The 25,239-nt window shown below is 53.5% G+C and carries 24 protein-coding genes; 4 read left to right on the plus strand and 20 right to left on the minus strand.

Annotated features, from left to right (window positions below):
- Positions 1-6 precede the first annotated feature (6 nt).
- Both DQG19_RS16010 and DQG19_RS16015 read right to left on the minus strand, forming a co-directional pair.
- On the minus strand, positions 7-423 hold the full coding sequence (locus DQG19_RS16010; protein ID WP_157974550.1) for a hypothetical protein: 417 nt from the start codon (positions 421-423) through the stop codon (positions 7-9).
- Between the two features lie 83 nt (positions 424-506).
- The gene (locus DQG19_RS16015) at positions 507-896 is read right to left on the minus strand and encodes a hypothetical protein (protein WP_116127293.1); all 390 of its coding nucleotides are present in this window, start codon (positions 894-896) and stop codon (positions 507-509) included.
- A 141-nt stretch (positions 897-1,037) separates the two neighbouring features.
- Here DQG19_RS16015 and DQG19_RS16020 point away from each other — a divergent pair, with 141 nt between their 5' ends.
- Both DQG19_RS16020 and DQG19_RS16025 read left to right on the plus strand, forming a co-directional pair.
- Positions 1,038-2,027 carry an endonuclease/exonuclease/phosphatase family protein gene (locus DQG19_RS16020; protein WP_116127294.1) on the plus strand — a complete coding sequence of 330 codons (990 nt, stop codon included), beginning with the start codon at positions 1,038-1,040 and terminating at the stop codon, positions 2,025-2,027.
- Positions 2,028-2,224: 197 nt separating this feature from the next.
- Complete coding sequence (locus tag DQG19_RS16025) at positions 2,225-4,723, plus strand: ATP-binding protein (protein ID WP_116127295.1); 2,499 nt, start codon at positions 2,225-2,227, stop codon at positions 4,721-4,723.
- Between the two features lie 6 nt (positions 4,724-4,729).
- Here DQG19_RS16025 and DQG19_RS16030 read toward each other — a convergent pair whose 3' ends face one another.
- From DQG19_RS16030 to DQG19_RS16055, 6 genes are all read right to left on the minus strand, one after another.
- A complete protein-coding gene (locus DQG19_RS16030) occupies positions 4,730-5,275 on the minus strand; it encodes a DUF421 domain-containing protein (protein ID WP_116127296.1) in 546 nt (181 codons plus the stop codon).
- A 121-nt stretch (positions 5,276-5,396) separates the two neighbouring features.
- The gene (locus tag DQG19_RS16035; RefSeq protein WP_116127297.1) at positions 5,397-5,984 is read right to left on the minus strand and encodes a hypothetical protein; all 588 of its coding nucleotides are present in this window, start codon (positions 5,982-5,984) and stop codon (positions 5,397-5,399) included.
- A 97-nt stretch (positions 5,985-6,081) separates the two neighbouring features.
- Complete coding sequence (locus tag DQG19_RS16040) at positions 6,082-6,702, minus strand: acyltransferase (protein WP_157974551.1); 621 nt, start codon at positions 6,700-6,702, stop codon at positions 6,082-6,084.
- Between the two features lie 952 nt (positions 6,703-7,654).
- On the minus strand, positions 7,655-8,116 hold the full coding sequence (locus DQG19_RS16045) for a 3-oxoacyl-ACP synthase (RefSeq protein ID WP_116127299.1): 462 nt from the start codon (positions 8,114-8,116) through the stop codon (positions 7,655-7,657).
- Between the two features lie 489 nt (positions 8,117-8,605).
- Complete coding sequence (locus DQG19_RS16050; protein WP_116127300.1) at positions 8,606-9,070, minus strand: hypothetical protein; 465 nt, start codon at positions 9,068-9,070, stop codon at positions 8,606-8,608.
- A gap of 47 nt (positions 9,071-9,117) precedes the next feature.
- Positions 9,118-9,924: a helix-turn-helix domain-containing protein gene (locus tag DQG19_RS16055; protein WP_116127301.1), complete on the minus strand. Its 807-nt coding sequence runs from the start codon at positions 9,922-9,924 to the stop codon at positions 9,118-9,120.
- Positions 9,925-10,047: 123 nt separating this feature from the next.
- Here DQG19_RS16055 and DQG19_RS16060 point away from each other — a divergent pair, with 123 nt between their 5' ends.
- Entirely contained in the window at positions 10,048-10,224 is a 177-nt protein-coding gene (locus tag DQG19_RS16060; protein WP_157974552.1) for a transposase, read from the plus strand.
- Here DQG19_RS16060 and DQG19_RS20950 read toward each other — a convergent pair.
- The gene (locus DQG19_RS20950) at positions 10,221-10,382 is read right to left on the minus strand and encodes a hypothetical protein (RefSeq protein ID WP_157974553.1); all 162 of its coding nucleotides are present in this window, start codon (positions 10,380-10,382) and stop codon (positions 10,221-10,223) included. The genes DQG19_RS16060 and DQG19_RS20950 overlap by 4 nt on opposite strands.
- A 184-nt stretch (positions 10,383-10,566) precedes the next feature.
- On the opposite strand from DQG19_RS20950, the gene DQG19_RS16065 reads away from it, so the two are divergent.
- Positions 10,567-11,663, plus strand: a protein-coding gene (locus DQG19_RS16065) for an IS3 family transposase (protein WP_410503630.1) whose coding sequence is annotated in 2 segments (ribosomal slippage) — positions 10,567-10,816 and positions 10,816-11,663 — 1,098 coding nt in all. Because the reading frame shifts where the segments join, the coding sequence is not laid out codon by codon here.
- Positions 11,664-11,984: 321 nt separating this feature from the next.
- On the opposite strand, the gene DQG19_RS16070 is transcribed toward DQG19_RS16065, so the two are convergent.
- From DQG19_RS16070 to DQG19_RS16120, 11 genes are all read right to left on the minus strand, one after another.
- Positions 11,985-12,449 carry a hypothetical protein gene (locus DQG19_RS16070; protein WP_116127304.1) on the minus strand — a complete coding sequence of 155 codons (465 nt, stop codon included), beginning with the start codon at positions 12,447-12,449 and terminating at the stop codon, positions 11,985-11,987.
- Positions 12,450-12,488: 39 nt separating this feature from the next.
- A complete protein-coding gene (locus DQG19_RS20955) occupies positions 12,489-14,282 on the minus strand; it encodes a hypothetical protein (protein ID WP_157974554.1) in 1,794 nt (597 codons plus the stop codon).
- A gap of 300 nt (positions 14,283-14,582) precedes the next feature.
- Entirely contained in the window at positions 14,583-15,323 is a 741-nt protein-coding gene (locus DQG19_RS16080; protein WP_116127306.1) for a DDE-type integrase/transposase/recombinase, read from the minus strand.
- Entirely contained in the window at positions 15,260-15,730 is a 471-nt protein-coding gene (locus DQG19_RS16085) for a helix-turn-helix domain-containing protein (RefSeq protein WP_157974555.1), read from the minus strand. The genes DQG19_RS16080 and DQG19_RS16085 overlap by 64 nt, the downstream gene beginning before the upstream one ends.
- Before the next feature lie 157 nt (positions 15,731-15,887).
- Positions 15,888-17,114: a transposase gene (locus DQG19_RS16090; RefSeq protein ID WP_116127308.1), complete on the minus strand. Its 1,227-nt coding sequence runs from the start codon at positions 17,112-17,114 to the stop codon at positions 15,888-15,890.
- Between the two features lie 2 nt (positions 17,115-17,116).
- Positions 17,117-17,527: a transposase gene (locus DQG19_RS16095; protein WP_116127309.1), complete on the minus strand. Its 411-nt coding sequence runs from the start codon at positions 17,525-17,527 to the stop codon at positions 17,117-17,119.
- A 205-nt stretch (positions 17,528-17,732) separates the two neighbouring features.
- The gene (locus DQG19_RS20960) at positions 17,733-20,477 is read right to left on the minus strand and encodes an NB-ARC domain-containing protein (RefSeq protein WP_157974556.1); all 2,745 of its coding nucleotides are present in this window, start codon (positions 20,475-20,477) and stop codon (positions 17,733-17,735) included.
- Between the two features lie 71 nt (positions 20,478-20,548).
- Positions 20,549-21,016: a transposase gene (locus DQG19_RS16105; protein WP_116127311.1), complete on the minus strand. Its 468-nt coding sequence runs from the start codon at positions 21,014-21,016 to the stop codon at positions 20,549-20,551.
- A 54-nt stretch (positions 21,017-21,070) separates the two neighbouring features.
- Positions 21,071-22,162, minus strand: coding sequence for an IS1182 family transposase (locus tag DQG19_RS16110; protein ID WP_116127312.1), 1,092 nt, complete (start codon positions 22,160-22,162; stop codon positions 21,071-21,073).
- A gap of 209 nt (positions 22,163-22,371) precedes the next feature.
- Positions 22,372-23,328, minus strand: a complete 957-nt coding sequence (locus DQG19_RS16115) for a restriction endonuclease subunit S (protein WP_116127313.1) — start codon at positions 23,326-23,328, stop codon at positions 22,372-22,374.
- Positions 23,329-23,339: 11 nt separating this feature from the next.
- Complete coding sequence (locus tag DQG19_RS16120; protein WP_198661772.1) at positions 23,340-25,082, minus strand: class I SAM-dependent DNA methyltransferase; 1,743 nt, start codon at positions 25,080-25,082, stop codon at positions 23,340-23,342.
- Positions 25,083-25,239 lie beyond the last annotated feature (157 nt).

Below are 25,239 nucleotides of genomic sequence, written 5' to 3' on the forward strand. Positions count from 1 at the left end.
CCTGCCCTACTTTTCTTTTCGAAAGGTTTCGTAGAGAGTTATTTCCTCCGCTTCCCCGGCCGGAAAGTGGGCTCCACGCTGCTCCGCCGGCACGGTACGGCGCAGCAGTAGCACGTCCTCGCCCAACCATTCCATGGCGTAGGTCCAGGTTTCCTGCTCCAAATCCAGCCGGTGCGTCAGGCGCAGGGTGGTCCCGTCCACCGACCAGCTGCCGGTATAGTAGTTGTAGTAGAAGCCGTCCTCCCGTAGGCCCAGATGGGTAGTATTGTTCGTGTGGTCTTCCCACAGCACCGCTCCGTCGGGGCCGATCGCCCGCTCACCGATCTGTCGGTAGTAGCCGACCAGCTCGCCCGGCGAAAACCGCTCCTTGGTGCAGGACGATAGTCCCGCTAGCAGCAGCAAACTGATTATTCCTGTTCTCATAATCCGTAAGACGGTACCGGGCATCCCAGCCGTTGGTCTCTTCCCGAAGAAATCCGGCGGCGGGGCGCGGGTGCGGGGCAGCGCTAGCCCAGCCGCGCCTCCAGGTAGTAGAGCAGGGTAGCCAGCAGGGCGCTGCTCAGCAGGGCCAGGAGCAGCAGCCGGTAGGCCACGTCCCACCGCCCGAGCAGGGGCAGGGTGCCAGTGACCGCGTCGAACTCGTGAAGAAAGCTGAAGGTATCGTCCCGGGGGCGGGTATCGACGGCCACGCCCAGCTCCTCCAGCAGGGCGGCCGCGGGGGCGAAGTCGTCCGCCCGCACCTCCACCTGCGCACCGCGGTTGCCGGTCAGGTAGGCCCCGGCCTGCAGCGCCTGCTCGAAGTGCACGCGGTAGGGGATGCCGGCCCGGTCGAGGCTCAACTTGAGCAGGGTAAGCGTTTGCAGATCGATAATTTCGGCGAGGTAGCGGTAGGCCAAGGGGGGCGGTAGCATTGCCCCCTGTAAACGGATTTTTGGCTCCGCGGGTCGAATGCCCGGATCTTTTGCCCCTACTCCACCCCCGCCGCACCCGCGCGCCGCCGCGCTAAACATCGGCTCCGCCGCTCCGTTCAAGCCGGCATGAAAACCCTGCGCAGCATCCTGCTCTACTTCGTCATCGCCGTAGCTACGGTGGTGGTCGTACTCAGCCTGCTGTCGCTGGTCTACGACGTTTCGTACTGGTATACCAAGGTGCTCGATTTCCCCCGCACCCAGTACCTCATCGTGGCCGTGGCCTGCCTGCTCCTGCTGGTGCCCCTGATGCGGCGGTGGAACGCAGCGGCCACTGCCCTGATGCTGGGCCTGACGGCCACCGTGCTCATCCAGGGCTGGGACGTGGCGCCCTACCTCATCGGCCCGCGGGAGGTACCCGACGCCGAGGCCGGCGGGGACAACGCCGTCAGCATCATGCTGGCCAACGTACTGATCACCAACCGGCAGTCGGACGCCTTCCTGAACATCGTGAGCAACACCGCCCCCGACCTGCTGCTCGTGATGGAGAACGACCGCTGGTGGGAAGAGCAACTAACCGTTCTCGACCGCACCTACCCCCACTCGGTCAAGTACCCGGCCGGCAACGGTTACGGCATGACGCTCTTCTCGCGGCTGCCGCTGGCGGACAATGAAACCTTGTTCTTCAACCAGGACAGCGTGCCCTCCTTCCACGTCCGGGTGACGCTCCCCTCCGGCGCCGCCTTCACCTTCCACGCGATGCACCCGGTGGCCCCGGTGCCCAGCAAGGAATACCCCGACAACAAGGGCGAGAAAGAGGTGGCCTTCGGTAAGCTTGCCGACCTGCTCGCCCGGGACTCCCTGCCCGTCATCGTGGCCGGCGACTTCAACGACGTCTCCTGGTCGCATACGTCGCGCCTGTTCCAGGACGCGGGCAACCTGAGCAACGTCCGCCTCGGGCGGGGCCTGTACAACTCCTTCGACGCCACCTCGTGGTACATGCGCTGGCCCCTGGACCACTACTTCGTCAGCGGGCAGTGGGGCGTCGCCCGACTCGAGCGGCTGCCGGCCTTCGGCTCGGATCACTTTCCGATGTACGCCGAGTTCGTGCTGCGCTGAGCGCCTTCTCCCGTTTTTGCTGGTGCGGGTACCGGGCAATCCGGTCCTTCGCCGGGCATTCGGGGATATAGATGTAGGAACGAACATTCCGGCAGCAACCGTCTTGTAGATGGGATGGCCTTCCACGAGCATCGTAGCCGCGGATACACCCTACAGTGCCGTCATTGGGTGCCGGCGGGGAATTTTCACAATCACATATGCAGCAGGGGCGCGACAGGGTAACCGACGATTTCGAGACCGTCTTTATGGGGGCTCCCGATCTTTACCTGTTGCTCAGGCCCGACCGCCCCCGCTACACCATCGTCCGCGCCAACCGGGCCTACGCGGCCTCGACCCGTTCGGACCCCGGCGCCCTCCCCGGAATGGGCCTCTTCGAAGCTTTCCCCTTCGACGCAGGCAACAGCGGTGCGGCGGGAAACCGGCAGCTGCGGCAGTCGCTGGATCACCTGCTGCGGGAGCGGGAATCCCATGTTATGCCCCTGCAGAAGTACGACCTCCCGAGCCCCACGGCGGAGGGCGAGGTACTGGAGGAGCACTACTGGAGGGCCCTGAATACCCCGCTCTTCGACGAGCGGGGTACGCTCACCTACATCCTTCACCGCGTGGAAGACATCACCGAGCAGGTGGTGATGGAGCGGGATCGCAATCGCTTCGCCGACGTCACTTCCGATATCCTGGCCAAGGTGAGCTTCGACGGCTACTTCCGGGAGGTCAACTCCAGCTTTGAGGAGACCCTGGGCTGGACGCCCGGGCAGATTCACGGCCGGCCGTGGATCGACTTGGTCCACCCCGCCGACGTGGAGATTACCCTGAAGGTACTCGCCCGGGTGAAGGACGGGCAAGGCTGCGGACACTTCGAGAACCGTTACCGCTGCCGGGACGGCAACTACCGCTGGCTGAGCTGGAATACGCAGCCCTTCCCGGAAGAACGAATGATCTACTGCGCCATCAGCGACGTGACCGCCTCGCGTCACCTGCGGGACATCGCCGAGGGCCAGAAACAGGCCCTGGAAATGTCGGTGCACGGCGCGCCCCTGCCCGTCATCCTGGAGCGCCTGGCGCTGACCATCGAGGAGAACACCGGCACCGGCGTACGCTCCTCCATCCTGCTGCTCAGCGACGACGGGCAGCACCTCCTCACCGGTGCGGCGCCAAGCTTGCCGGAGGCCTACAATTCGGCCATCCACGGGATGCGGACCGGCATCGGCGAGGGATCCTGCGGGACCGTAGCCGCCACCGGGCGCATGTATATGGCCAGCGACATCGCCAGCGATCCGCACTGGGTCGATTACCGGGCCCTCGCCCTGCACCACGGCCTGCTGGCGTGCTGGTCCACGCCCGTACTGTCGAGTACCGGCGAGGTCTTCGGCACCTTCGCCCTCTACTACGACCGCCCCAAACAGCCCTCCGCCGAAGAGATGCAGCTGGTGGAGATCATCTCGCGGACGGCGGGCATCGTGATTGAGCGCGAACGCAACCTCGCCGCTAAGCGATACTTCGAAGCCGACCTGATCCAGGCTCGCAACGCGGCCGAGGCCGCCAGCGTCGCCAAATCGGAATTCCTGGCCAATATGAGCCACGAGATCCGCACGCCGATGAACGTCATCATCGGGATCGCCAACATCCTGCGGGACCACGAAGACCTCACCGCCCCGCAGAACGAATTGATGAGTACCCTGCAGCATTCCGCGGGCTCCCTCATGGAACTCATCAACAACCTGCTGGACATTTCCAAAATCGAGGCGCACAGCCTGCAGCTGGAGCGCGTAGCCTTCAACCTGGCCGAACTCGTCAGCGACATCGCCGGTATGATGGGCATCCGCGCCCGCCAGAAGGGGCTCACCTTCGTGGCCTCCGGCCACCAAACCTGCCACGACGTGTTCCTCGGCGATCCCTCCCGAATACGGCAAATTATCCTCAACCTGTGCAGCAACGCCCTCAAATTTACCGACGCGGGGGAGGTGACCCTCACGCTGCTCTGCCGGCTCGAAGCCGGGGCCGACGTCGCCTTCGTAACCATCGCCGTCACCGACACCGGTATTGGCATCGAGGAAGAAAAGCTCACCTCGATCTTTCAGAAATTCACCCAGGCCGATAGCAGCATCAACCGGAAGTTCGGCGGCACCGGCCTCGGCCTGTCCATCACCAAACAGCTGGTAGAGGAAATGGGCGGCAGCATCCGCGTGAAGAGCAAGCCGGGCACCGGCTCCACCTTCACGATCGAACTGCCGATCTCCGTCGACCCCGACCAGGTACCCTCACCCCTCCCGGGGGCGGACACCGCGGCGCCCGACCCTACGGATGCATCCACCGACCGTATCCTTCTCGTCGAGGACTTCGAACCCAACGCCATCATCGCCGGCCACTACCTGAAGACGTTCGGGTACCCCTACGAAGTGGCCACCAATGGCCTGGAGGCCGTACGGATGGTGAAGGCGACGCCCTACGCGGCCGTCCTCATGGATGTACAGATGCCAGTCCTGGATGGCCTGGCGGCCACCCGCCGCATCCGCGAATACGAACGCGCCACCGGCCGCCGCCGCACGCCGATCATTGCCATGACCGCCCACGCCATGACCGGCGACCGCGAGCGTTGCCTTGCCGCCGACATGGACGACTACCTGCCCAAGCCCTTCAACGCTCCGGAGCTGGAGGAGACCCTGCGGGAACTGATCGGGGGCGCCGGGGAGGCCTAGGCCGGATCAGGAATCGACGGGCAGGTTCTCGTCGTCGTTGCCGTCGTCTTCTTCGTCCTGATCCGGCTTGTCTTTCTTGACGATCACCGAGAAACCGCCGTCGGACTCCAGGATGATCAAATCTATCTCGCTGAGGTTGCGGTGGCCGTGGGAGCGGGCGACGGCCTCCAGCTCCCGCCGGGTCAGTCGCGCGTCGCGGATGGCCTGCGGCAGGATCTCGCCGTCGCGGACCAGCAGGACCGGCTCCGAGCGGACCAGCTTTGCGAAGCGTTTCGACCGTACCGAAAAGTAGGCCAGCACGAACTGCCAGAAACAGAGCAGGCTAATGGCCACGATCCCTTCCAGGAGGGCTACCCCCTCAGATAGCAGCATCGAGGCGAACACCGAGCCGAAGGCAACCGATACCGCCAGATCGAAGGCATTGAGCTTGGAGAGGGTGCGGTTGCCCGAGATGCGTAACGCGAAGACCATGAACGCGTAGCCGAAGGATCCTACGATAACGGTCCGCAGGAGCCCGGCCCAGTCCTGGTAAAACATGTTCCAGACTTCCATAAGGCAGGCATTTGGTTGGTGGCGTAACGCGGCGTGGGAGGGCGTGTTCCGCCTGTTTCGGGGGATCAAGCCCACATTTCGGGCGTGTACGTGGATACGGGCGGCCGCACGGCCGATCGCGTCAGCCGTAGGCCTCGGCCAGGCGGTCGAGTGGCCGGCGCAGGAGCAGCTCCATCGTCAGGAAGTGAGCGATAAACACCACGGCGCAAAGTCCGCCGTAGATTCTGGCATAGGAATGCTCGTTCAGGTGGCTGAGCGTATAGGTTGGCACCGCCACCAGGAAGGCCAGGAAAAAGACCGTAAAGACGGTATACAGCAGGCTGTGGTTGGCGGAAAAGTGCCCTCGCCAGATAGTAAAACTCCTGAAGAGGGTCTCCTGCCCCAGTTCTTCCCGCAGCTGCTTCTCGTAATCGGCCGTGATGATCATGTAGTAATTGACCAGCGAGAGCTTCAGCATATCGCGGAAGGAAATGATGGCCACCAGGGACAGCAGCACGATGGATAGCAGCAGGCACATTTCGGGCGTGATGGAGAGGCTTTCCTCCGCCTCATTGGCCGTCAGGTAACTGATGAACGCGGTGAGGACGGGTACCGCCACTCCGAGTAGTTTGAAGTCTGCGAAGGAGCTATCCGCCAGCGCGTCGATCCGGGCGTGGAGCCGAACGTATTCCGCGTAGACGATTTCCACCGATTTTTCCTCCGTAAGCATGGGCGAGCCGTCCTGATCAGGTTGACGTTGGGCAACCTGAATATAGGCCCCCCGGGCCGCGCGGCGCGCAGGAAATCACCCGAATCCTGCCGGGTGGCTACTTCCAGGACATATTTTCCCGGATGGTCTTGGCCGGCACGCCGGCGGCGATGACGTTCTCTCCGATCTTTCCGGTCACCAGCGACATGGCGCCCACGATCGTACCATCGCCGACGTGGGATCCTTTGAGGATGGTAACCATCCGGCAGATCCATACGTGTTTGCCGATGTAGATGTCCTCGTCCGGATTGATTCGCTTGCCGTCCGCGTTCATGATGGTGTGATTGTCCGTGGTACGCAGGACAATTTGGGTGGAAAAGAGGCTTCCTTCCCCGATCTCTACCCGGGTACCATTGTGGATGATCAGTTCGGCGCCGTTGATGCGCGTGTCCTTGCCGATGATGAGTTCGTTGCCGTCGCCGACGAGCTCGATCTTACCGGACATATAGACGCCCTCCCCCAGCACCACGCGGTTGTTATTGCCGCGGATCTCTATGGTGGCGTTGCGGATGCGGCAGCCCTCGGGAATAGTGAGTTCGGAGTTGCCCCCGACCTTCACCTGGGTGTTCAGCAGGTTGCCTCCGATGGTCACTTTACTCTTGGCGTCCTTGCGAATGGAATTGGAGGCGCCCCAGCGGTTGCGGGCCTGAATGAGGGTATGCTTGAGTTTCTCTTTCATAGTATGTGCGGGTGAGTGGGGGGCCGCTGCGTATCGGGTTGCCCTTCCGGCCATTGGACCGTAAAGGGTGGTCGGTGGAGCGGCGTCACCGGGACCAAAGTTACTACTTTATTGGGAGGCTGCTGTGGCAGCTTATTGCTTCCGGCGGGTTGAAGGTGCTGGCCCAGGGTAAGATTAGCGGAGTAGCTGAGTTAACTGCGGCGGGATGCTGGATGGTGACCTTGATCTTTTGGTTCTTTTCTATCAAGGGAAAAGAACGGAGGGTGGTGGATTACCGGCGGGATAGGGTTTCTCACAGATCGCCTGCGGCGACACGGGGCGCCTTAAAGTGGGAAAGTTTTAACACAGATCGCCTGCGGCGACACGGAGGCGCTGCGCTTAGGCACAGAGTTTCACAGATTCGCGCAGGGCTGATGCGAGGGGCTGACGCGGAATTCCACGGAGGGGGCCGGACCTGCGGTCCAGCCGCGGTACTGACGCGCAGTACTGAAATCGACCGCCACTGGGTTTCCGGCCAGCAGCCACCACACGGATAGAAGCCACGGCTGGTCAGTGGGAAACGCCCTTGCGACCGCCCGGGGACCGCGCCGCGAACCGGCGTGAAGAAACCTACACTGTATGAGCCGGAGGATTCAACGCGGGAGGCTTGCTGGCAACAGTCGGCCGCGGACACCATCGGAGCGGGAGGGGCCAACGCGAGTTTGTAGGTTTTAGCCGGTTTGGGGTGCGGGCACCGGTCAGGCGGGCGCACAGGCTTGATCTTTTGGTTCTTTTCTATCAAGGGAAAAGAACGGAGGGTGGTGGATTAACGGCGGGATAGGGTTTCTCACAGATCGCCTGCGGCGACACGGAGGCGCTGCGCTTAGGCACAGAGTTTCACAGATTCGCGCAGGGCTGATGCGAGGGGCTGACGCGGAATTCCACGGAGGGGGCCGGACCTGCGGTCTAGCCGCTAGTAGACGGCCACGATCGTCAGCCGCTTGCCGTTGAATTCGGCCGTCTCCCCTACCCCACGGTTCAGCAGCACTTGCCCGATCGGCGAGCTGACGGACACGCAGTAGTACAGCTGCCCGTCGAGATGGACCTTGCCCAGTCCCACGGCCAGATAGTAGCTTCCCCGGTCCGTAATCACCAGGCTGCCCTTCGTAGCCCGGCCGGAGGTGCGCTCCGGGCCGATACCGTCCAGCTCCTGCCGCGACTCCACTGCCTGCTGTAACTGCGCGTGGGCGCGCGCCTCCTCGCCCTGCAGCATGGCCCGGCCGGTCTCGTACTTGTCGCCGACGCTGCTCTTCGTTTCGCTCTCCCGCGACGCCGCGATGCCGGCCAGGATGTCCCGGACCGTAGCGATCCGCCGGTCTACGTCGGCCACACAGGCTTGGTGCAGTTGCTGCTTGATGTCGTCGGGGTCGTTCACGAAGGGGAGTGTGGGGCTAAAGTTAACGGGCGCGTGGGGGTTAAGTAAGCAGTAGTCTGTTGCTCATGCGGGGTGCCGTGCAATAATGTACACTGACCAGGATGCCCACAAAGGCTGCTTTGGCGGGTGTGGACAGCGGGGGCCGAAAAGCCGTTGGTTTCCCGCTTATTCACCACCTACTGGTCTGTCAATCAGCAAGTAAGCCGGTTATCCACACCCTCGTCCGGCCTGTGGAAAACCTGCCCCCAATCCCAATTTTCAGTTGACTCCACCGCCGGCCAGACCGCAGATCACCCTCCCTACCCTCCGCATCTGCCCCCCACGCGCCTCCGTGAGGACGCAGTTTCTCTGCGTTGATCCCATCCCACCACCGCCATGAACCAGTCCGCAGGTAGCTCTCCCTTTGGAGGCTTACACGGCACCTGCGCTCCGCCGCCCGTCGGTGCCTAGGCGCTTGTTTGTCCCGCTTTTCTTTACGTAGGCTACCGCTCAGCCGGGGACGGCCGTTTTTCCAAGCTTCTGGCCGGAAAGCTTCATTCCGGCGCGGGCATTGAGCACGATCAGCGTGAGGTTGGTGGCTCCGAACAGCAATTCGAGCACCTGGAAAAATAGGAAGGTGCCATCGATAGAGTAGTGCACCGCTCGGAAGTAGAGGTAGATGGCCAGGCCAATCAGGATACAGCCGTTGAACGCGACAACTTTCATGCGCCGCATTTTCGTCAGCACGAGCGGGTGGGTTGACTTGCCCGCCAGTTTACTGCCGGTCACGCCGAGGGTCGGCATGGCGATCAGCAGGACGGGTACGCCGTAGAGGATGCCGGTCTTTACCTGCCGAATGAATGCGTGGTCGCCGATGAGCTCGGCCAGGAGGGAGAGGGTGAAGAAGGATCCGATGGTCAGCAGGGCCACGGCGGTGGCGGCGATGTGGGAGCGGAGGATGGCTTTGCGGGTCATAGTAGGGTGGATAATTTGCTGCGGCAAACTTCCCACCGGCGGACGAGCTAAAATTGTAGGAATCGGAAACTGGTAAGTTGCTTCCTGATACGGTGCGGATGGGTACCGATGATTTTCTTGACGGTATGGGTGAAGTGAGCCTGATCGGCGAAGTTCTGGTCGTAGGAGACCGCCGTCAGGGAATCGGAAGAGTACCGCATCTGGTAGACCGACTGCCGTAGCTTGACCAGCAAGCTGTATTCCTTCGGTGAACACCCGACGGTCCTGTAGAAGTGGTTCCGCAGCGTCCGGGGGGAGGTACCGACTTGCGCGGCGACCGCCGCCACGGTGATGCTTCCCCCGTGCCGCTCGATGAGGTCGATGGCGCCCTTGACTACTTCCAGGTTTTTGCTTTCCGCCGCCGCCTTTAAGGTTGCTTCCAACGCGGCAAACATCCCTTCCGGCGTAGCGCTGTCGTCTATTGCCCGGCGTAGCCTTACGGCATGTTCCTGCAGCAGGTCATCTGCGGCGATGAGCCAGGGCAGAGCGGATACGTCCGTCTCGGTCAGCAACGCCAGCGCGAAGGGCTTCAGGTGGGCACCGACGATCTTTACCCGATCCGTAAGCGGCTTTACCGACAGCTGGTGGCTTGCTATCCTGGAAAAGACCATATCGGCCCTGCGGGTTTCCCCGCTAGAGTGATTGGTTACGGCGAACGGATGGTCGAAGAAATACCCGAAGGTTATGCGTGGGAAGGGGAAGACTTGTTCTTCGGCGAGCAACAGGTCAGCAACGGGGATATCCAGGTAGAAGTAAGTATCCACCCACTCCCTGAGCTGCGTATCCGATGGTCTTGCGAAGGTAAAGTCGTTCACTGTCGTGATGGTAGCATGGCCGTAGGACCAGGAGCGTGTATAGACGCAGGATTTGAGGTAAGGCTGCCCGTGGTGTCCTGAAAGTTGCCAAATCCTTCAAACTCGACCCAGCAATGTGCTCGGTTGACCGACCGACAGGGGGACCAAGGTAATCCCTTTCTACTGATCCAGCGCCAACGCAAGGATAGCCTCCGTGGCGTCTTTGATGCCGTGCGGCGACTGACCCGCACGGAAGGCCAGTGGCGTAACCTTAACCGTAAGTTTCCACCCTGGAAGGTGGTGGATTACCGCTTCAACTAATGGTCACGCGGCTGTACGCGATCAACGACGTACTCAACCGGGGGGCGGGGAAGGTAGTACCGGAGGGGGGAGTCCACGCCGAGGTAGCGGGCGATGTCGGTGGCCTTGCGACCAACCCCGTTATCCCTGAGCACTTCGGTGAATTGTGTCTTCTTCACCCGTCCAAAGCTTACAGTTTTGAACTGTCCGAATTAAGCGGAAGGCTGTGAATCCAACTATCGTTCGGCACTTTGATGGAGTAGCCAGGGAGCAGGTCACGGTGACCCCACCCCTAAAAAGCGGTACCACGCATAACTAGAAAAATCTGGCTGATCTACCTACATTTAACTACACCGGATCAGCATGAAAAAATCGAAGTTTACCGAGGCCCAGATCGCCTTTGCCCTGCGGCAGGCGGAACAGGGTACACGGGTCGAGGAGGTCTGCCGCAAGCTCGGCATCAGCCCGGCCACGTTCTACAACTGGAAGAAGCAGTACGGCGGGATGGGCGTTTCGGAACTGCGCCGCCTGAAGCAGCTCGAGGAGGAGAACCGGCAACTCAAGCAACTGGTCGCCGACCTGAGCCTGGATAAACAGATGCTCCAGGACGTAATAAAAAAAAAGCTTTGACGGCACGGCGTAAGCGTACGCTGGTCGAGCACCTGGTGGAAAACTACCGCGTGTCAGTACGACGCGCCTGCCACGTCATTCCGTTCCGTCGCTCAAGCTGCTACTACAAGCCCATCGGACGCGACGACTCGGCCCTCCGACGGCGCATTCGCGAGATCGCCGAGACGCGGGTACGGTACGGCATCTGGCGAGTGGTGACGCTGCTGCGGCGCGAGGGCTGGCGGGATAACCATAAGCGGATCTACCGGATCTACTGCGAGGAGGGGCTTAATCTGCGGAACAAGCGGCCGCGGCGCAGTAAGTCGGCTGCCCACCGCGTGGAGCAGCTGACCGCCTCTACAATTGACGAGGTGTGGAGCATGGACTTCGTGGCCGACCAGCTGTTTGATGGCCGCAAGATCCGCGCCTTAACTGTAGTGGATAACTACAGTCGCCAGTGCCCGGTGATCTTTGTAGACCGCTCGCTGAAGGGCGCCGACGTGGTAAACGTGCTGGATGGGCTGGGTCGTCGGCCGCAACGGATCAAAGTCGATAACGGGAGTGAGTTCATCTCCAAAGCGCTGGACAAGTGGGCCTACGAAAAGAAAATCACCTTGGACTTCTCCCGTCCGGGTAAACCGACTGATAATCCGTTCATTGAAAGCTTCAACGGTAGCTTCCGCGACGAGTGTTTGAATGCCCACTGGTTCCTATCTTTGGAGGACGCACGCCAAAAGATCGAACGTTGGCGGCGTGAATACAATGAATTTCGGCCCCATACGGCGCTCGGCGGATTGCCCCCGAAGGCCTTCGTCGATACACTTTTAATACAGCCAGAAATTCCAGTTTAGCTGGTAGCGGTTATGGGGGTGGGCTCAGCCAACGAGAATTTCTACTTTAGAGTGGTTGCGGCTTAGGGGAAGTCTACAGGCGAACCTTATTTCCTTGTAGGTCAACGTTAAATTCGCCTTTTACTGAACTGCGCTCCGTACTGGTGTAACTATTCTGTTAAACTTACATATATACTTATACGGCATTATACATCTTCGGCCGTGGTTGACGTCGAGCGGTGTGTTTGGATGGATCTCATTGTTCCGTATTGACGGATAATACCGTGTTATGATCGAAAACTTTTAAACGGCCAAAGTTGAGCTATGGCATGCATCACACACCTATTCAATAATTAAACTATATGAATTCGGAGTATCTTCTGAGTGCACATGGATAGTATATGAAAACAATTTAATCTCGCACTTCATCGTTACTTCCAACTCTACAATTGACATTTCTATATTTATACTCTGGCTGATAATATTGCGTTGTCTTTCAGTTAAATCAGATTGGTTTTCAATGGAAACAGCAGAATTGAACGAACCAACAAGTTCATAATCGTAGTCGGCTAGTTGACGAATTAGCAAAAAGTTACCGATGCCCTTTTGGACAGTATTGCGGGAAAAGTCAAATGCGACAAAAGTGTATCCATCTTCGTGTTGAAAGGTAAAGAGTACATTTCCAGTTCCAGTTAGTTCCAATCTGGTGAAACCATACTGAATACTATTTCTTTTTGTAAAGATTTGCAGTAACTTATAGGTTTTCAGGTCTATGGTTCTCCGTTCGGATATGATTGCGTCATCCATTGGCTTGTTTTTAGAAGAATAAGACGTATGTGTAAGCTTCTACAGGAACCTAATCTTTCTTTCAATACGTTTAATTTTAAAACTGATCGTGGGTCCACCAGTCGTATTTGCAACAGAATAAAATTTAATTTGAATTGCATCATTAGCCACTTTATAGATTTGTTCTAATGGCTCGGTAGGATTAAAATATGGTCCTGTAACATCTGGGAACAGCCCCAACAACTCGTTGAAAAATGACTGAGGATTCTTGACATCAGCGAGTGTCATTCCATAATTACCCCCTCTCCACGTGAGCTTTCCTAATATACTGCCACTTTGGTTTTTGACTACAGTCAGTAACTTTTCAACAAATTCAGAACCGAAGTGCTTCATTTCAACCACCGCCCGCCAGGCTCTTGAGGCTTTTCCCGTCAACTCAATTCCATCAACCGTTAGATCCAGAGCTGCTAAAGCAGGAAATTTCCGTTTAACTATGTTCAGTGTCTCACCAAGAAAACCCAGTATATCTCCCTGCCTCACATTATTAATAGCATCAATGACATTACTATAGTCCGATACGCCGGGAACATTTCGCTTAATCAACTCTATAGCAACTTCTACCGCTACCTCCTGTATGAAAGGCCATAAGAATCCGGGTATCTCAGCAAACTCTCCGTCAGCAAGTGCCCGGAAATCCGCATTCTCTATGTACAGTTGGATATAAATGTTAGCTGCTAGAATCGCACTTTCATCTGACACTTTAGAGGTCCTTCGTCCTAGATGGGCCTGTAAGAACGTGCTAATTACACTCACCTGCCGTAAGCCTGCATCTGAAAAGAAGAAAGTTTCAATACTTTCTTCCGGGAAGTAAATTCCCTTAGAGTTGAGGGTATTGTACACCCGAAACGAACCACAACGATGGTCGACGATACCACCGGAAGCGGTACTGTAGCAAGCGCTATACTGCTGTAGATCACCCATGAATAGTGGTTTAGGCAATTGAAGTCGACCTAAATAGCCGTGTACAGCATCATTCAACGAGATAGTCTCAAATCCGTCGATGTCGTCACCTATACTTAATGGATCATTATTGCCGGACCCACCACTTCCCCCGCTATTCCCAATACCATTATATCCAGAACCTACACCACTACCCCATCCGCTGGAGCCAGTAGTTCCTGAACTTTGACTGCCGCTGCCACCGCTGTCGCCCTCTCCTTCACAAAAATCGTCGCGCCATATTGTTACGCTTCCATCGCAATCGACGAACATCTGGTACTTGGCCTCTGAACTGGCGGAAGGTACACAGTATAACTCTCCGCCTTGGCACTTCTGCTTTATTGCGCGACCACGTTTGTCCAAACTAGCGAAAATCTTGTTAATATGTTTTTCCGCTGTGACAGATGTGTCCTTTCTACTATTCCCAAATCCATTTTCGTAAAAACTACGGTAAAAATAATTTGCGGTAAGCAACCCACTATCATACCACATACTGAAAAAGCCCGTAACTTGACCTCCTTCGTCAAACCGCGTAGGTACAGAATATATCAATTTATCAGCAGAAACCTTATCGGCCTCAATCATTGACCAATCTGGATATCCCGATCTTTGAGTAATGATGGTGTGGTTCTGAATAAAGTATGTGTTAGAGAGCAGAAGATTAGCAAAGTCCGTTTTCAGTTTTTCGACATCGTTGCACTGAGCACAATTGCTAGATTTACTAAATGTCTGAGTGCCTATTCTGTGTACGTAATTTGATGCGTATTGACTGATTAAGGTAGTTGAATCATTAAACGATACATCTTGTAATGAAAAGTCATCCTTCTCGCACGTAGTTAGACTGAGAATGAGCATGAGTGAAAATACGTGAAAAACTCTGAGGAACGGTTTCTTTTGGATCATAGGTGTAGTAAATGTGGTGAAAAAGTTTTCGCTTTAAAGCTAATAAAAATATTCAACTACCCTTCTCCCACAAAAGACTTTCTGTTTTCTGCTATAAACAGCTAAATTCTGTCAAGATAAGTGACACTTAGTACTCACTCTAAGTTATCGGCCATTCGAGCGCGTGATGTTTATTCTAGTTGCCGGCCTAATGCCGGCCATGTCTGTAAACTGCATTCCTTTACACCTGTCAATACACATGCTTTACACCGCTTACCATTGTAAGATATGATACTTGCCGGGCACGGCCACGTCATTGGCGCAGAACGAGCCCAGGTAAAACCGTCGATAGTAGACATCATAGACGTGACCGCCGCGATCCTCTAAGCCGATCCAGCGGTAAGCGGCACTTTCGCTCACCTTCAGATACTCCGAACTTCCCCAGCGGATCGTCCCCCGCGAGGTCAATCGCCGCACTTTGAAGTGGGCCGGGTAGTCGTAGTCCTCTACCTTCCCCGTCCAGCGGCGGGGGCTCGGTTCGTGAACGTGCGCCGGCTTCTGCATTTCCAACGACTCATGCGGCCGTACCTCATTATACGTGCGTACAAAGTTGTTTAATCGGCGTTGTTGCCACCGTAAATCGTAGCTCGGTGGACGGGCGCAGTCGGCCTTGAGGTCCTCGTGCATCCGCTCGTGGCGACCGTTCTGACCGGGCTGTCCCGGATCGCTGTAAACCATCTCGATGTCGTGGTCCATCAGCCAGTAGGCCAGCGTACCGTAGCGCTGAGGAGACTGGATGGAGGCGAACGGTGCACCGTTATCGGAGTGCAGCTGCTCGGGCATCCCATACTCCGCAAAGGCCTGGCGTAAACCCTGCTGTACGTTTGCAATCGTCTCCTGATACTGCGCTTTCGCCAGGAAGATGTAGCGGCTGTAGGAGTCGCAGATCGTCAGCGGATAGCAGTAGCGCTGATTGCCCAGACGGAACTTCCCTTTGTAGTCGATGCTCCAGATCTCATTGCTTTTTCCGGGTCGAAAACCGGTTGTTGCGGCCGGAACCGGTGGCGCCTACGCTTGCGCTCTACCAATCCGGCCCGTCGCAGCAACTTATGGATCGTCTGGGCGCTCGGTACGCAGTCCGCCTGCCAATCTTCCAAGAGCAACACCCGCAACTTGCGGGCACCCCAGCGCGGATACTGCTTCCGTAGCTCGAGGATCGCCGCCTCCACCTCCGGATCCGTCTGGTAGGGATTGGTATGCGGGGTTTTGCGCTGGTCACCCAGGTTGGTAAATCCTCCCTGCTCGTACTTCTTCAACAGCAAATCTCCCGTCGGTCGGCTAATCCCGTACGCTTGACATAGTTCCTTTTTGGTGTACTTACCCGTGAGGTAATCAAGGATGAATTGCTTCTTCTGATCCATTGCTGAACACGTTTTCCAGGCCATGACTCGGGTCGTTTTGGACCCAAAGCAATGGCCGAAGCGTGTAAAGCATGTCTATTTACTTTTTGTAAAGGATGTCTGTTTATCGGACCCCAATGGCCGCCAACGGGAGGCCGTGCAAAAGCTCCCGCCCAAGCTAGGCAAAATTCCTCCGATCTAGCTTTCGATCCAGTATCACCGTAAAATGGCCGCATAGTGCCGCCAAGAGGGTCCCAAGAGCCCCTACGAACGCCCATACGAGCCCATTTTCACCCAAAAACCGGCCCTTCAACCGCCGCAGCAGCTCCGGTATGCCCAGGATGGACACACTCCGCCGCAGGTTGTAGCAGCAGGCCAGCAAACTATACTCCCCGTCAACCGCTTCCAGCCCCTTCACCAGGGTGAAGTAGGCTCCCCACGATCGCTTGATGGTGCCAAACGGGTGTTCAACGATGGCTTGTCGTGATGGGTAGACCTCCGGCCACTCCTGCAACCGTAGGTGGTTGCGCGCCAGGGCCGCGGCGTGCTCGTGGTGGTAAATCACCTTGCCGTGGCGGTTCTTACTGGCCGCCGCGCTCAGACACTGCTCGCGGATCGGACACTGGGAGCAGATCGTGTTGCTAATCCGGTAGCGCTGGAAGCGGCGGTCGGTCGGGGTGCGGCCCCCGCGGCTCTCCCGCTGGTGGTACCACCGTCCGTTGCTAGTCAGTTCCTCCCCCTCGGGACACACGTAGACATCGGCCTCCTCGTCGTAGTCGAACTCCCGGGGACCGTAGCCCCCGGCATCCCGCGGCTTGGTCTTCCGCTCGGCCACGAAGGGCTCCATGCCCAGCGCCTCCACCCCCGCCAGGTTGGTTGCGTCGTAGTACCCCTTGTCCGCCAGCACATCAATCGGTTCCTCTGGCTCATTGGGTAGGTCCAGGATCTCCTTGGCCGCTCTTGCCAGCCCCGCCAGGGCGTTGATGTCATTTACGTTCGTGGCCTCCGTGTGCACGATCAGGTTATGCTCGTCGTCCGCCACCGACTGGATGTTGTAGCCCACCAGCGACTCGGTGCCCTTCACCATCATACTGCGGGCATCGGGATCCGTCTCGCTCAGCTGTGTCTCGCCGCTCGCCTCCAGTTCCGCCTGCATCTCTTCGTACAGCTCCTTACGCTCCCGCAGGGCCGCCAACTTGTCGAGCGCCTGCTGTTGCAGGTCTTCCTTACTATCACTGGCTTCCTGGACGTCCCGGTCCGCAAACTCCTGCAGCGCCTCGGCGATCCCTCGCTCGATCCGCTCCAGGTTGCGTTGCAGCTTGGCCCGGTTGAAGTGCTTACATCTAGGGCCCCCACCCCAGATGACGCAGCGCGCGTTCTGGGCGTGGATCTTGGTGCCGTCCACGGCTAGCCGCTGTCCGGCGATGAGTTCCCAGTCTTGAGGAGTAGTACGTACTCCTTGAAAACGGCCTTCAGCCCCCTGGGATGGTTCTTGCGGAAATCGGCGATCGTGTGGTACTTAGGCCGCAGGTTACCCGTTAGCCACATTACCTCGATGTTGACCGCACAGGCCCGCTCCAGCTGGCGGCTGCTGCGGATGCGGTTCAGGTAGCCGTACAGGTAGAGCTTGAGCAGCAGCTCCGGACCGTAGGCGCTGGCCCCGTCGGCGTGCACCGGCGTAAAACCGAGCTTGGGAAGGTCCAGCTGGTCGACGAACGCGGCGACCACGCGCACTTCGGCGTCCGCCGGGATCATAGCCTCCAATGGAGTGGCGAACAGACCGAACTGCGCGGGGTCCAAACCTATTTTTCTGGGCATTTTTCTCGGGTATCACTGGGATACCTTCAAGATACGGCTGGAAAATCGAAAACTATACTTTTTGCACAGTCTGACGGGTGCGCCACCGCAGGCCGGCTGCCACTAGCCAACTTACGGACCAGCAAATTTCTTTCATTCATAATAAAGCATCATCAGCACCCAGTAGCCTCATCGCCGGCTTGACGATGGCGCAATGTTCGGCGAATTAAATTTCAATTTGGTCGATGGGTAGTATTACGGTAGCAGGATTAGCCTTTTTATTACTCTGGTTATATCGAATTGCAACCATATCACCCTTATCCAATTTTGCCCAGTCAACAAGAGATCCTTCATAGGTCCTCGAGTTAAGATAATAACTATTAAAGTTGCTGTCTTCTGCAAAGAGATAATAATGCATCTCATCAGAAATAGGTACGTGAGATATAGTAACAAGCGTATATCCGTCTTGCGCAAGTTCAATCATATGCTCATCATCATAAATCTTTTGTGCTTTGTACTTGTACCAAGGCACGCTGTGCAACGGATTATTTTGGTCAAAAAGTTCATAACTAAATTCTAAAATTTCTGTACTCTCCGGTCCGTCAATACTCAATTTATTATCGGCCGACACAATTTCGAAAAAGTGTGTAGACAAAAAACTAAGAAAGTCCATTTTAAATGTACCCGAAAGGATTTTTGCCAAAGACTTTGTTCGAAGTATGGCATATATTTGCTTGATAAACTTGAAGGCCTCGCTACATGGATAGTATTGGTACCCTTCAAGATCAAAAAGGTCGTTAAATATTGTTAGGGCTTCTTTCAGATGATTTTCACAGGTTGTTGGATCTGTATCTATTTCAAATTCTACTAGCCTTTTGTACGCCAATGCTCTTCGAGTGCCATATAGCGGCCTGAGTTCGCCCTTAGTTTTCCATTCAGAAGTGAAATCTAATACCTTATGTAGATTTCCTGCCCGTAGCAATGCATTTAAGTAGACGTTGACTAAACGAAACGCAAAGGCACTAGATGATTTTTCATCATTATGCAAGTTTAAATCAATTAATTTCTCAATAATTTCTATACATTTCTCGAACTCACTTTCATAGTAAAAAAGCGTACTCAACTCTAGCTCAATACGAGGAGATTCTTCAATTCGTCTAGCTCTTTCAAGATATTCTATCGCACCAACTCTGTTTTTTAGTCGATCTAATAATCTCGCATAGCTGTATAATAGTTGAGTGGATGAAGGCTGATGAGATATAGCTTCTAACAAGCGAGTATTATGACTTTTCAAGATTTTGAGCGAAGGATTTTTATAGGATAAGCTCTTATTAACCTCGAAAAGCAAAAGCTTATTATTATCGTCTGTAGCAGGATTGACAAAGTTTTGATCATACTTATTGATCCCAGATTGTAAGCTTTTTGCATCTTGGCTAGCCACCGCGCTACGTCGCTTTTGTACTGCCTTCCCGATCTTCGATCTTACAGATATATTCCTGGGATTTAGTAACAATAGATCTCTAATGGACTCATTAAGTTGATAGTTATCTACTCCATAACTGTTGGTCGACCTATTTAACAAGCTAGTTTTGGACAATTCATTGATTGATTCTACTACCTGTTCACTGGAGAATCGAAGCAGTGAAATAAAATCAGTCTTGCTTGCTTTTCCAATAGCATATGTAGCCTCAAGAATAGATACAGAATCTTCTGATAGAGAGTCAATCAAATTTCTGTATGAAAATGACGCGATATTTTTTTGAGAACTATCTATCGAATTTGATATATCTACTCCTTTCAAGTAAGTATCAACGGTTAGCCGTATTGCCAATGGATTGTAATTAGCGCGTTCAGCGATGGTTTCAATTTGTTTGTGTTCAACACTATTGTCACCCCTTTTCTTCAAATAATCACGCGTAAGATTTATAGCATACCTTTTATTTAGAGGTTCAATAGGTAAAGTTGTTGCAGAGTCTACAGACACTCGACTTGTGACCAGAACCCTCCACTTCAAAGGCAGGTCCTGATTGAAGGCAATAAACTCTTGTTGCGACTTCATCAATAAAGTCTCCAAGTTATCTATACATATTAAAATTTGCTTGTCCTGTAGTACTTCACATGCATCACTGAACGAATCAAATTGATCATTTGGATATATAGTAGATAAATCTTCCACTATCGATGTCTTGATCTGATCTAACCCATCAATGGCTTCCACAACTTCGATACCTTGTGTAGTTAGCATCTCATTCTTCAGGGTACAATAAACTAGTGCATCAATTTTGTTAGACCATTCTGGCGTCAATGTTATGTCCCTTAAAAATTGAAGAACTAAAGAAGTTTTCCCAATTCCACCAGGCGCAACAACCGCAATCAGATTGTTTCTTAACTTGGAAAGAATCTTGGTAAGCTCAACAAATTCTTTATTTCTACCAAGAAGCCCAGTAATCTCGTGCTCGAATATTGATGGTAAAGTGTTTGGAATCTGCCATTTTGCAGAATAAATCCAATCATCAGGTGGCTCATTAATATTTCCAGTTTCGGCCGCAATTAATGCTTCTTTAATAGTAAATAAACTCAGCTTATCAATCAGCGGGTCGCTGGCAATTGCTGCTGACCTATACCAATATGATTCAGGAAATGGACGGTTTGGATGACTTACAGCATTCCGTATATCAAAAATTTTAAGAGCCTCACATAGCGTTTTTAATTCTTTGATGAAAGGGTGTAGAGATGTATCTGATGTGATGCCTATCGCAAAATCAAAAACTTCGTTTAGGTAACTAGCTTCTACTAAAGCAACGATCGTTGATGGCTTATCATCCTCGATCCTACTTTCTACATTCTGCAAAGATGTAGAAGCTATTCTATTAGCAACAGATTCATTCTCAATAACATAGTTACCTAAAGCTTGCTCTAAACTGTAAATGATCATTGCAGCTTTAATACGATTCTGCTGACTTTTATTCATGTTTTTCTGTAAATGTAGCGTATGTTTTCTGTTTCGCCGAACGAGAGGCCGTGCAAAAGCTCCCGCCCAAGCTAGGCAAAATTCCTCCGATCCGGCTTTCGATCCAGTATCGCCGCAAAATGGCCGCATAATGCCGCTACGAGGCTCCCAAGAGCCCCTACGAACGCCCACACGAGCCCATTTTCAGCCAAAAAACGGCTCTTCAGCCGCCGTAACAGTTCCGGAACGCCGATTATAGACACGCTACGCCGCAGGTTGTAGCAGCAGGCTAGTAAACTATACTCCCCGTCGACCGCTTCCAGCCCCCTCACCAGCGTGAAGTAGGCGCCCCACGATCGCTTAATGGTGCCGAACGGGTGTTCAACCATGGCTTGCCGACTCGGGTAGACCTCCGGCCACTCCTGCAGCCGCCGGTGGTTGCGCGCCAGCGCCGCGGCGTGCTCGTGGTGGTAGAGCACCTTACCGTGGCGGTTCTTGCGCGCCGCCGCGCTCAGGCACTGCTCGCGGATCGGACACCGGGAGCAGATCGTGTGGCTGATCCGGTAGCGCCGGAAGCGGCGGTCGGTCGGGGTGCGGCCCCCGCGGCTCTCCCGCTAGTGGTACCACCGCCCGTTGCTGGTCAGTTCTTCGCCCTGCGGACACACGTAGACATCGGCCTCCTCGTCGTACTCGAACTCCCGCGGACCGTAGCCCCCGGCATCCCGTGGCTTGGTCTTCCGCTCGGCTACGAAGGGCTCCATGCCCAAAGCTTCCACGCCGGCCAGGTTGGTGGCATCATAGTAGCCTTTGTCCGCCAGCACATCGATGGGTTCGGCCGGATCGTCGGGCAGGTCCAGGATCTCTTTGGCGGCTCCCGCCAGCCCCGCCAGGGCCTGGATGTCGTTGACGTTCGTGGCCTCGGTGTGTACGATCAGGTTATGCTCGTCGTCTACCACCGACTGCACGTTGTAACCCACCAGCGACTCGGTGCCCTTCACCATCATACTGCGGGCATCCGGGTCCGTTTCACTGAGCTGCGTCTCGCCGGTCTCTTCCAGTTCCGTCTGCATCTCTTCGTACAGCGCCTTGCGCTCCCGCAGGGCGGCCAGCTTGTCCAGCGCCTGCTGCTGCAACTCGCTCTTACTATCGCTGGCTTCCTGGACGTCCCGGTCCGCAAACTCCTGCAGCGCCTCGGCGATCCCCCGCTCGATCCGTTCCAGATTACGCTGCAGCTTGGCCCGGTTAAAGTTCTGCTTGCGCGCGTTCTGCGCGTGGATCTTCGTGCCGTCTACCGCCAGGCGCCGCCCGGCGATCAGCTCCCAGTCCTTTAGTAATAGTACGTACTCCTTGAAGACGGCCTTCAGTGCCTTTGGGTGGTTTTTGCGGAAGTCGGCAATCGTGTGGTACTTGGGCTTGAGGTTACCCGTCAGCCACATCACCTCGATGTTAACCGCGCAGGCCCGTTCCAGCTGGCGGCTGCTGCGGATGCGGTTGAGGTAGCCGTACAGGTAGAGCTTCAGCAGCAACTCCGGGCCGTAGGCGCTAGCCCCGTCGGTGTGCACCGGTGTAAAGCCGAGCGCAGGCAGGTCCAGCTGGTCGACGAATGCCGCCACGACGCGGACTTCAGCGTCCGCCGGGATCATCGCCTCCAGGGGTGTGGCAAACAGACCAAACTGCGTGGGGTCCAAACCTACTTTTCTGGGCATTTTTCTCGGGTATCAGTGGGATATCTTCAAGATACGGCTGGAAAATCGGAAAGCATACTTTTTGCACAGTCTGACGATTGCCTACCCGACGGCCGCCTCTTCCAGCAAACATAACTGATTTTGACTTTCATTTCGTTTGCGTTTAAAGCAATAATAGCACCAAAGAGCTCAATCGGCGGCTGTGCGTGGTAGGCGGTGTTAGCGGTATATTAAATTAAAGCTTTTGAATAATTTTGACTTTTCATGAAATCATCAATATAGGCAAAATCAATATTCCCAAAATCATCATGAGGAAGATAAATACTGCTAGACTTCATTCTGCTGACACTCCATTTTCTACCATACGAAAATTTGAATTTTTCTAACCTTATAAGTGTGGCTACAAACAGCAAAAACCACATTGACAATTTTTTTCGTGGAATTAAAATGTTAACGTCATCGGTAGCCCAGTAGGGCTGGTCTTGGTAAAATGCTTCAGCTACTGAATTTCCATTATAGACTACAGTTAGGGTATGAGCTGGATAGATTGGATCTCTCTCAATATATTGCCTTAGACCGTTATTATATTCGGTAGCAGCTATAAATGGTGTTGGCCCTGGGTTCATATCATACTTAGTGAGCCGCTTGCCCTTTTTAATTCGAAATAGTGTTAGTAATTTTACCTCTTCCCACTCTTCAGGACTAAAATCGTCGATCTTTGTTAGGCTTTCGGGTCTAGACAACTCCGTGAAATTTGGTAAATCACGATCATTGACCCATGCCGGAATTTCCGCCGGAATACGTAAGTGTTTTAGCGTCTTATTCGCTTGTCTACCATAGTTATATCTAAACTTATTCTCTCTTATCGCTTGAACATAGAAGAGAAGTTCTAGCTCAGATAGCTTGACTTTAGGTCGCAAGATATATACATCTCTACCTGTATAATACGGTACTGGCTGCAAAAATGTAGACAAGACACTGCCTCCTCCTGCCACAGTAATTGTCATAGGTTCAATTGTAGTCTTTTGGTCTACTATTTCCACTCTAGCAGATACTCCATTGTTCTTTTCGGTGCGAGATACAAAGTTTACGGAATTATCTAAGTCGTCTGATTGTGTTAATCTATTCAACTCAAGGTTTGTACCATATTCAACAAAGAATACATCACTCACTTCTACCATCTTCATTATATCCTACTTTAATTAGAATTTAAAGTCTTAAATATAGCGTAATCTTTGAGGACCTCTTCAAAATTGGATTCAGTTAGATTACTGTAGTCAGTTTCCATGTATGCTTCAGCGCACCATTCATCCTCTGGTGTTACTATTGCAGATATAGATGCTCCTCGTTTTGTTTCCCGATTAAAATAGGCAGAAAGCCATTCTTCCCTGATAGTTTCCCAATTATGGTCTACATCTATCCGACCTTTGTTTTTAACTTTTATAAAGCCATCATTTTTCCAGTAGCCAAACCATGTTTTTTTCAACGGGTTGTGAGGGACGTGCGCACGAACTACTAATACACAGGTTACCACACCAACGTTGGAGTTGTGAAAGAGCTCATCTGGCATCGACATTACTGCCTCGACTGTATGACTATTCATGAGTTGCCGTTTGAGTTCATACCCCTTTCCTCGTTGTGCCAGAACACATCGCATAGGAATAATCGAAATGCAAACTGCATTTGTGGAGAGTATACTCAAATTATTTAATACAAATTCTAGCTCTTCTATATCTGTCTTTTTAGATTTATACGGAGGATTCAGAAATCCAGCTGTTCCTTTTTTATCTATGTTTTCAGATAGCTCAAAACAGTCGCCATATAAAACATTTGTTTTGCCATCGCCATGAATAATCATGTTCGAAACTGCAAGGGCATAGATATCGTGTTGAAATTCGATACCGACAATTTGATGTTTTTTGATAGCAGCAATTTTAGCTTGATTAGCGCCAGCCTTTTGAATCATTCGCCTCATAGCGCTAATCATAAAGCCTGCAGTCCCACAACAATTATCGATGATAATTGAATCTGAATCGATCATGGCGATGTCAGCAAACAGCTCTGTAATGTGTGGAGGAGTTAATACAATACCCAGACCTTTATCATTATTAGCATATCTCAAAAATTCAATATAGAACTGCCCAAGAGTATCAAAATACTTATGTTCTTTGATAAATCGATTGATCTTTTTGTCTATATCCTGAATAAGCTCAACTATAAACTTTTTATCAGTTGATAGTGAAGCGTGAGTTTGTATAAATGAATACGCTTGCTTAAGATTTGCAACTTTATTTGAATCGATATCTGCATCTACAAGTTCTGCTACGATTGTATCCACAATAGACTTAGTAATTCGTTTTGCACTCTTATGGCTTTCAAAGCTATTTCTAAATGCTGTGTTGCTTAAGGCTATTAAGATACCACTGATCAGAAGACTACGATGCGCTTCCTTCACCTTTTTGGCATGAAGAGTTTCATTTAAATCCTTTGAATACTCTAAAATACCTTCATAATCGTTTTGAAATTTAACTGGATTATGCATGTACGCATGATAGTAATTTCCATAGGACAGAAAAATATCATCTTTTAGTAAATCTGTTTTCACCTCTTTGCCAGATACGTATAATCTGTGGCTGACTCTAAGCTCCTGATCTGATTGCCCACTCACTCCAATGGCCAGAACATCAAAGTCGCTAGCTAGATTACTAGCATACCAAATGGCTCCATCAACTGCGTAATCATTAAACCTGTCTAAGTTGGGGCTAGCATGAAATTTTAGACTTGCTTTGCATTCGATGACAATGATAAAATTTGGATGGTCTATTGAAGAAATTATGAACTCTGGAAATCCTCGTCCGCTTCCGCGTTTCGAAGCTTTCTTCAGTAAAGAACTAATCCTAAGATCTTTGCTCATCTGTTCTTCAACTTGAATTGAAGACACGTTATAGTACTGTAAATCAGCAAGGTAGTCCCGGACGATCTTTTCAGTGATCCTTTCGTTTGGCATGTCGTATCAGTGATTTTGCGTAAGGTAAACACATGTCTGGCATCACCAAACAAATCGTTTGAGTTTTTTTCGATTGCCGCTAACGAGAGGC

Source organism: Lewinella sp. IMCC34183 (assembly GCF_003390915.1).
Lineage (GTDB): Bacteria > Bacteroidota > Bacteroidia > Chitinophagales > Saprospiraceae > Neolewinella.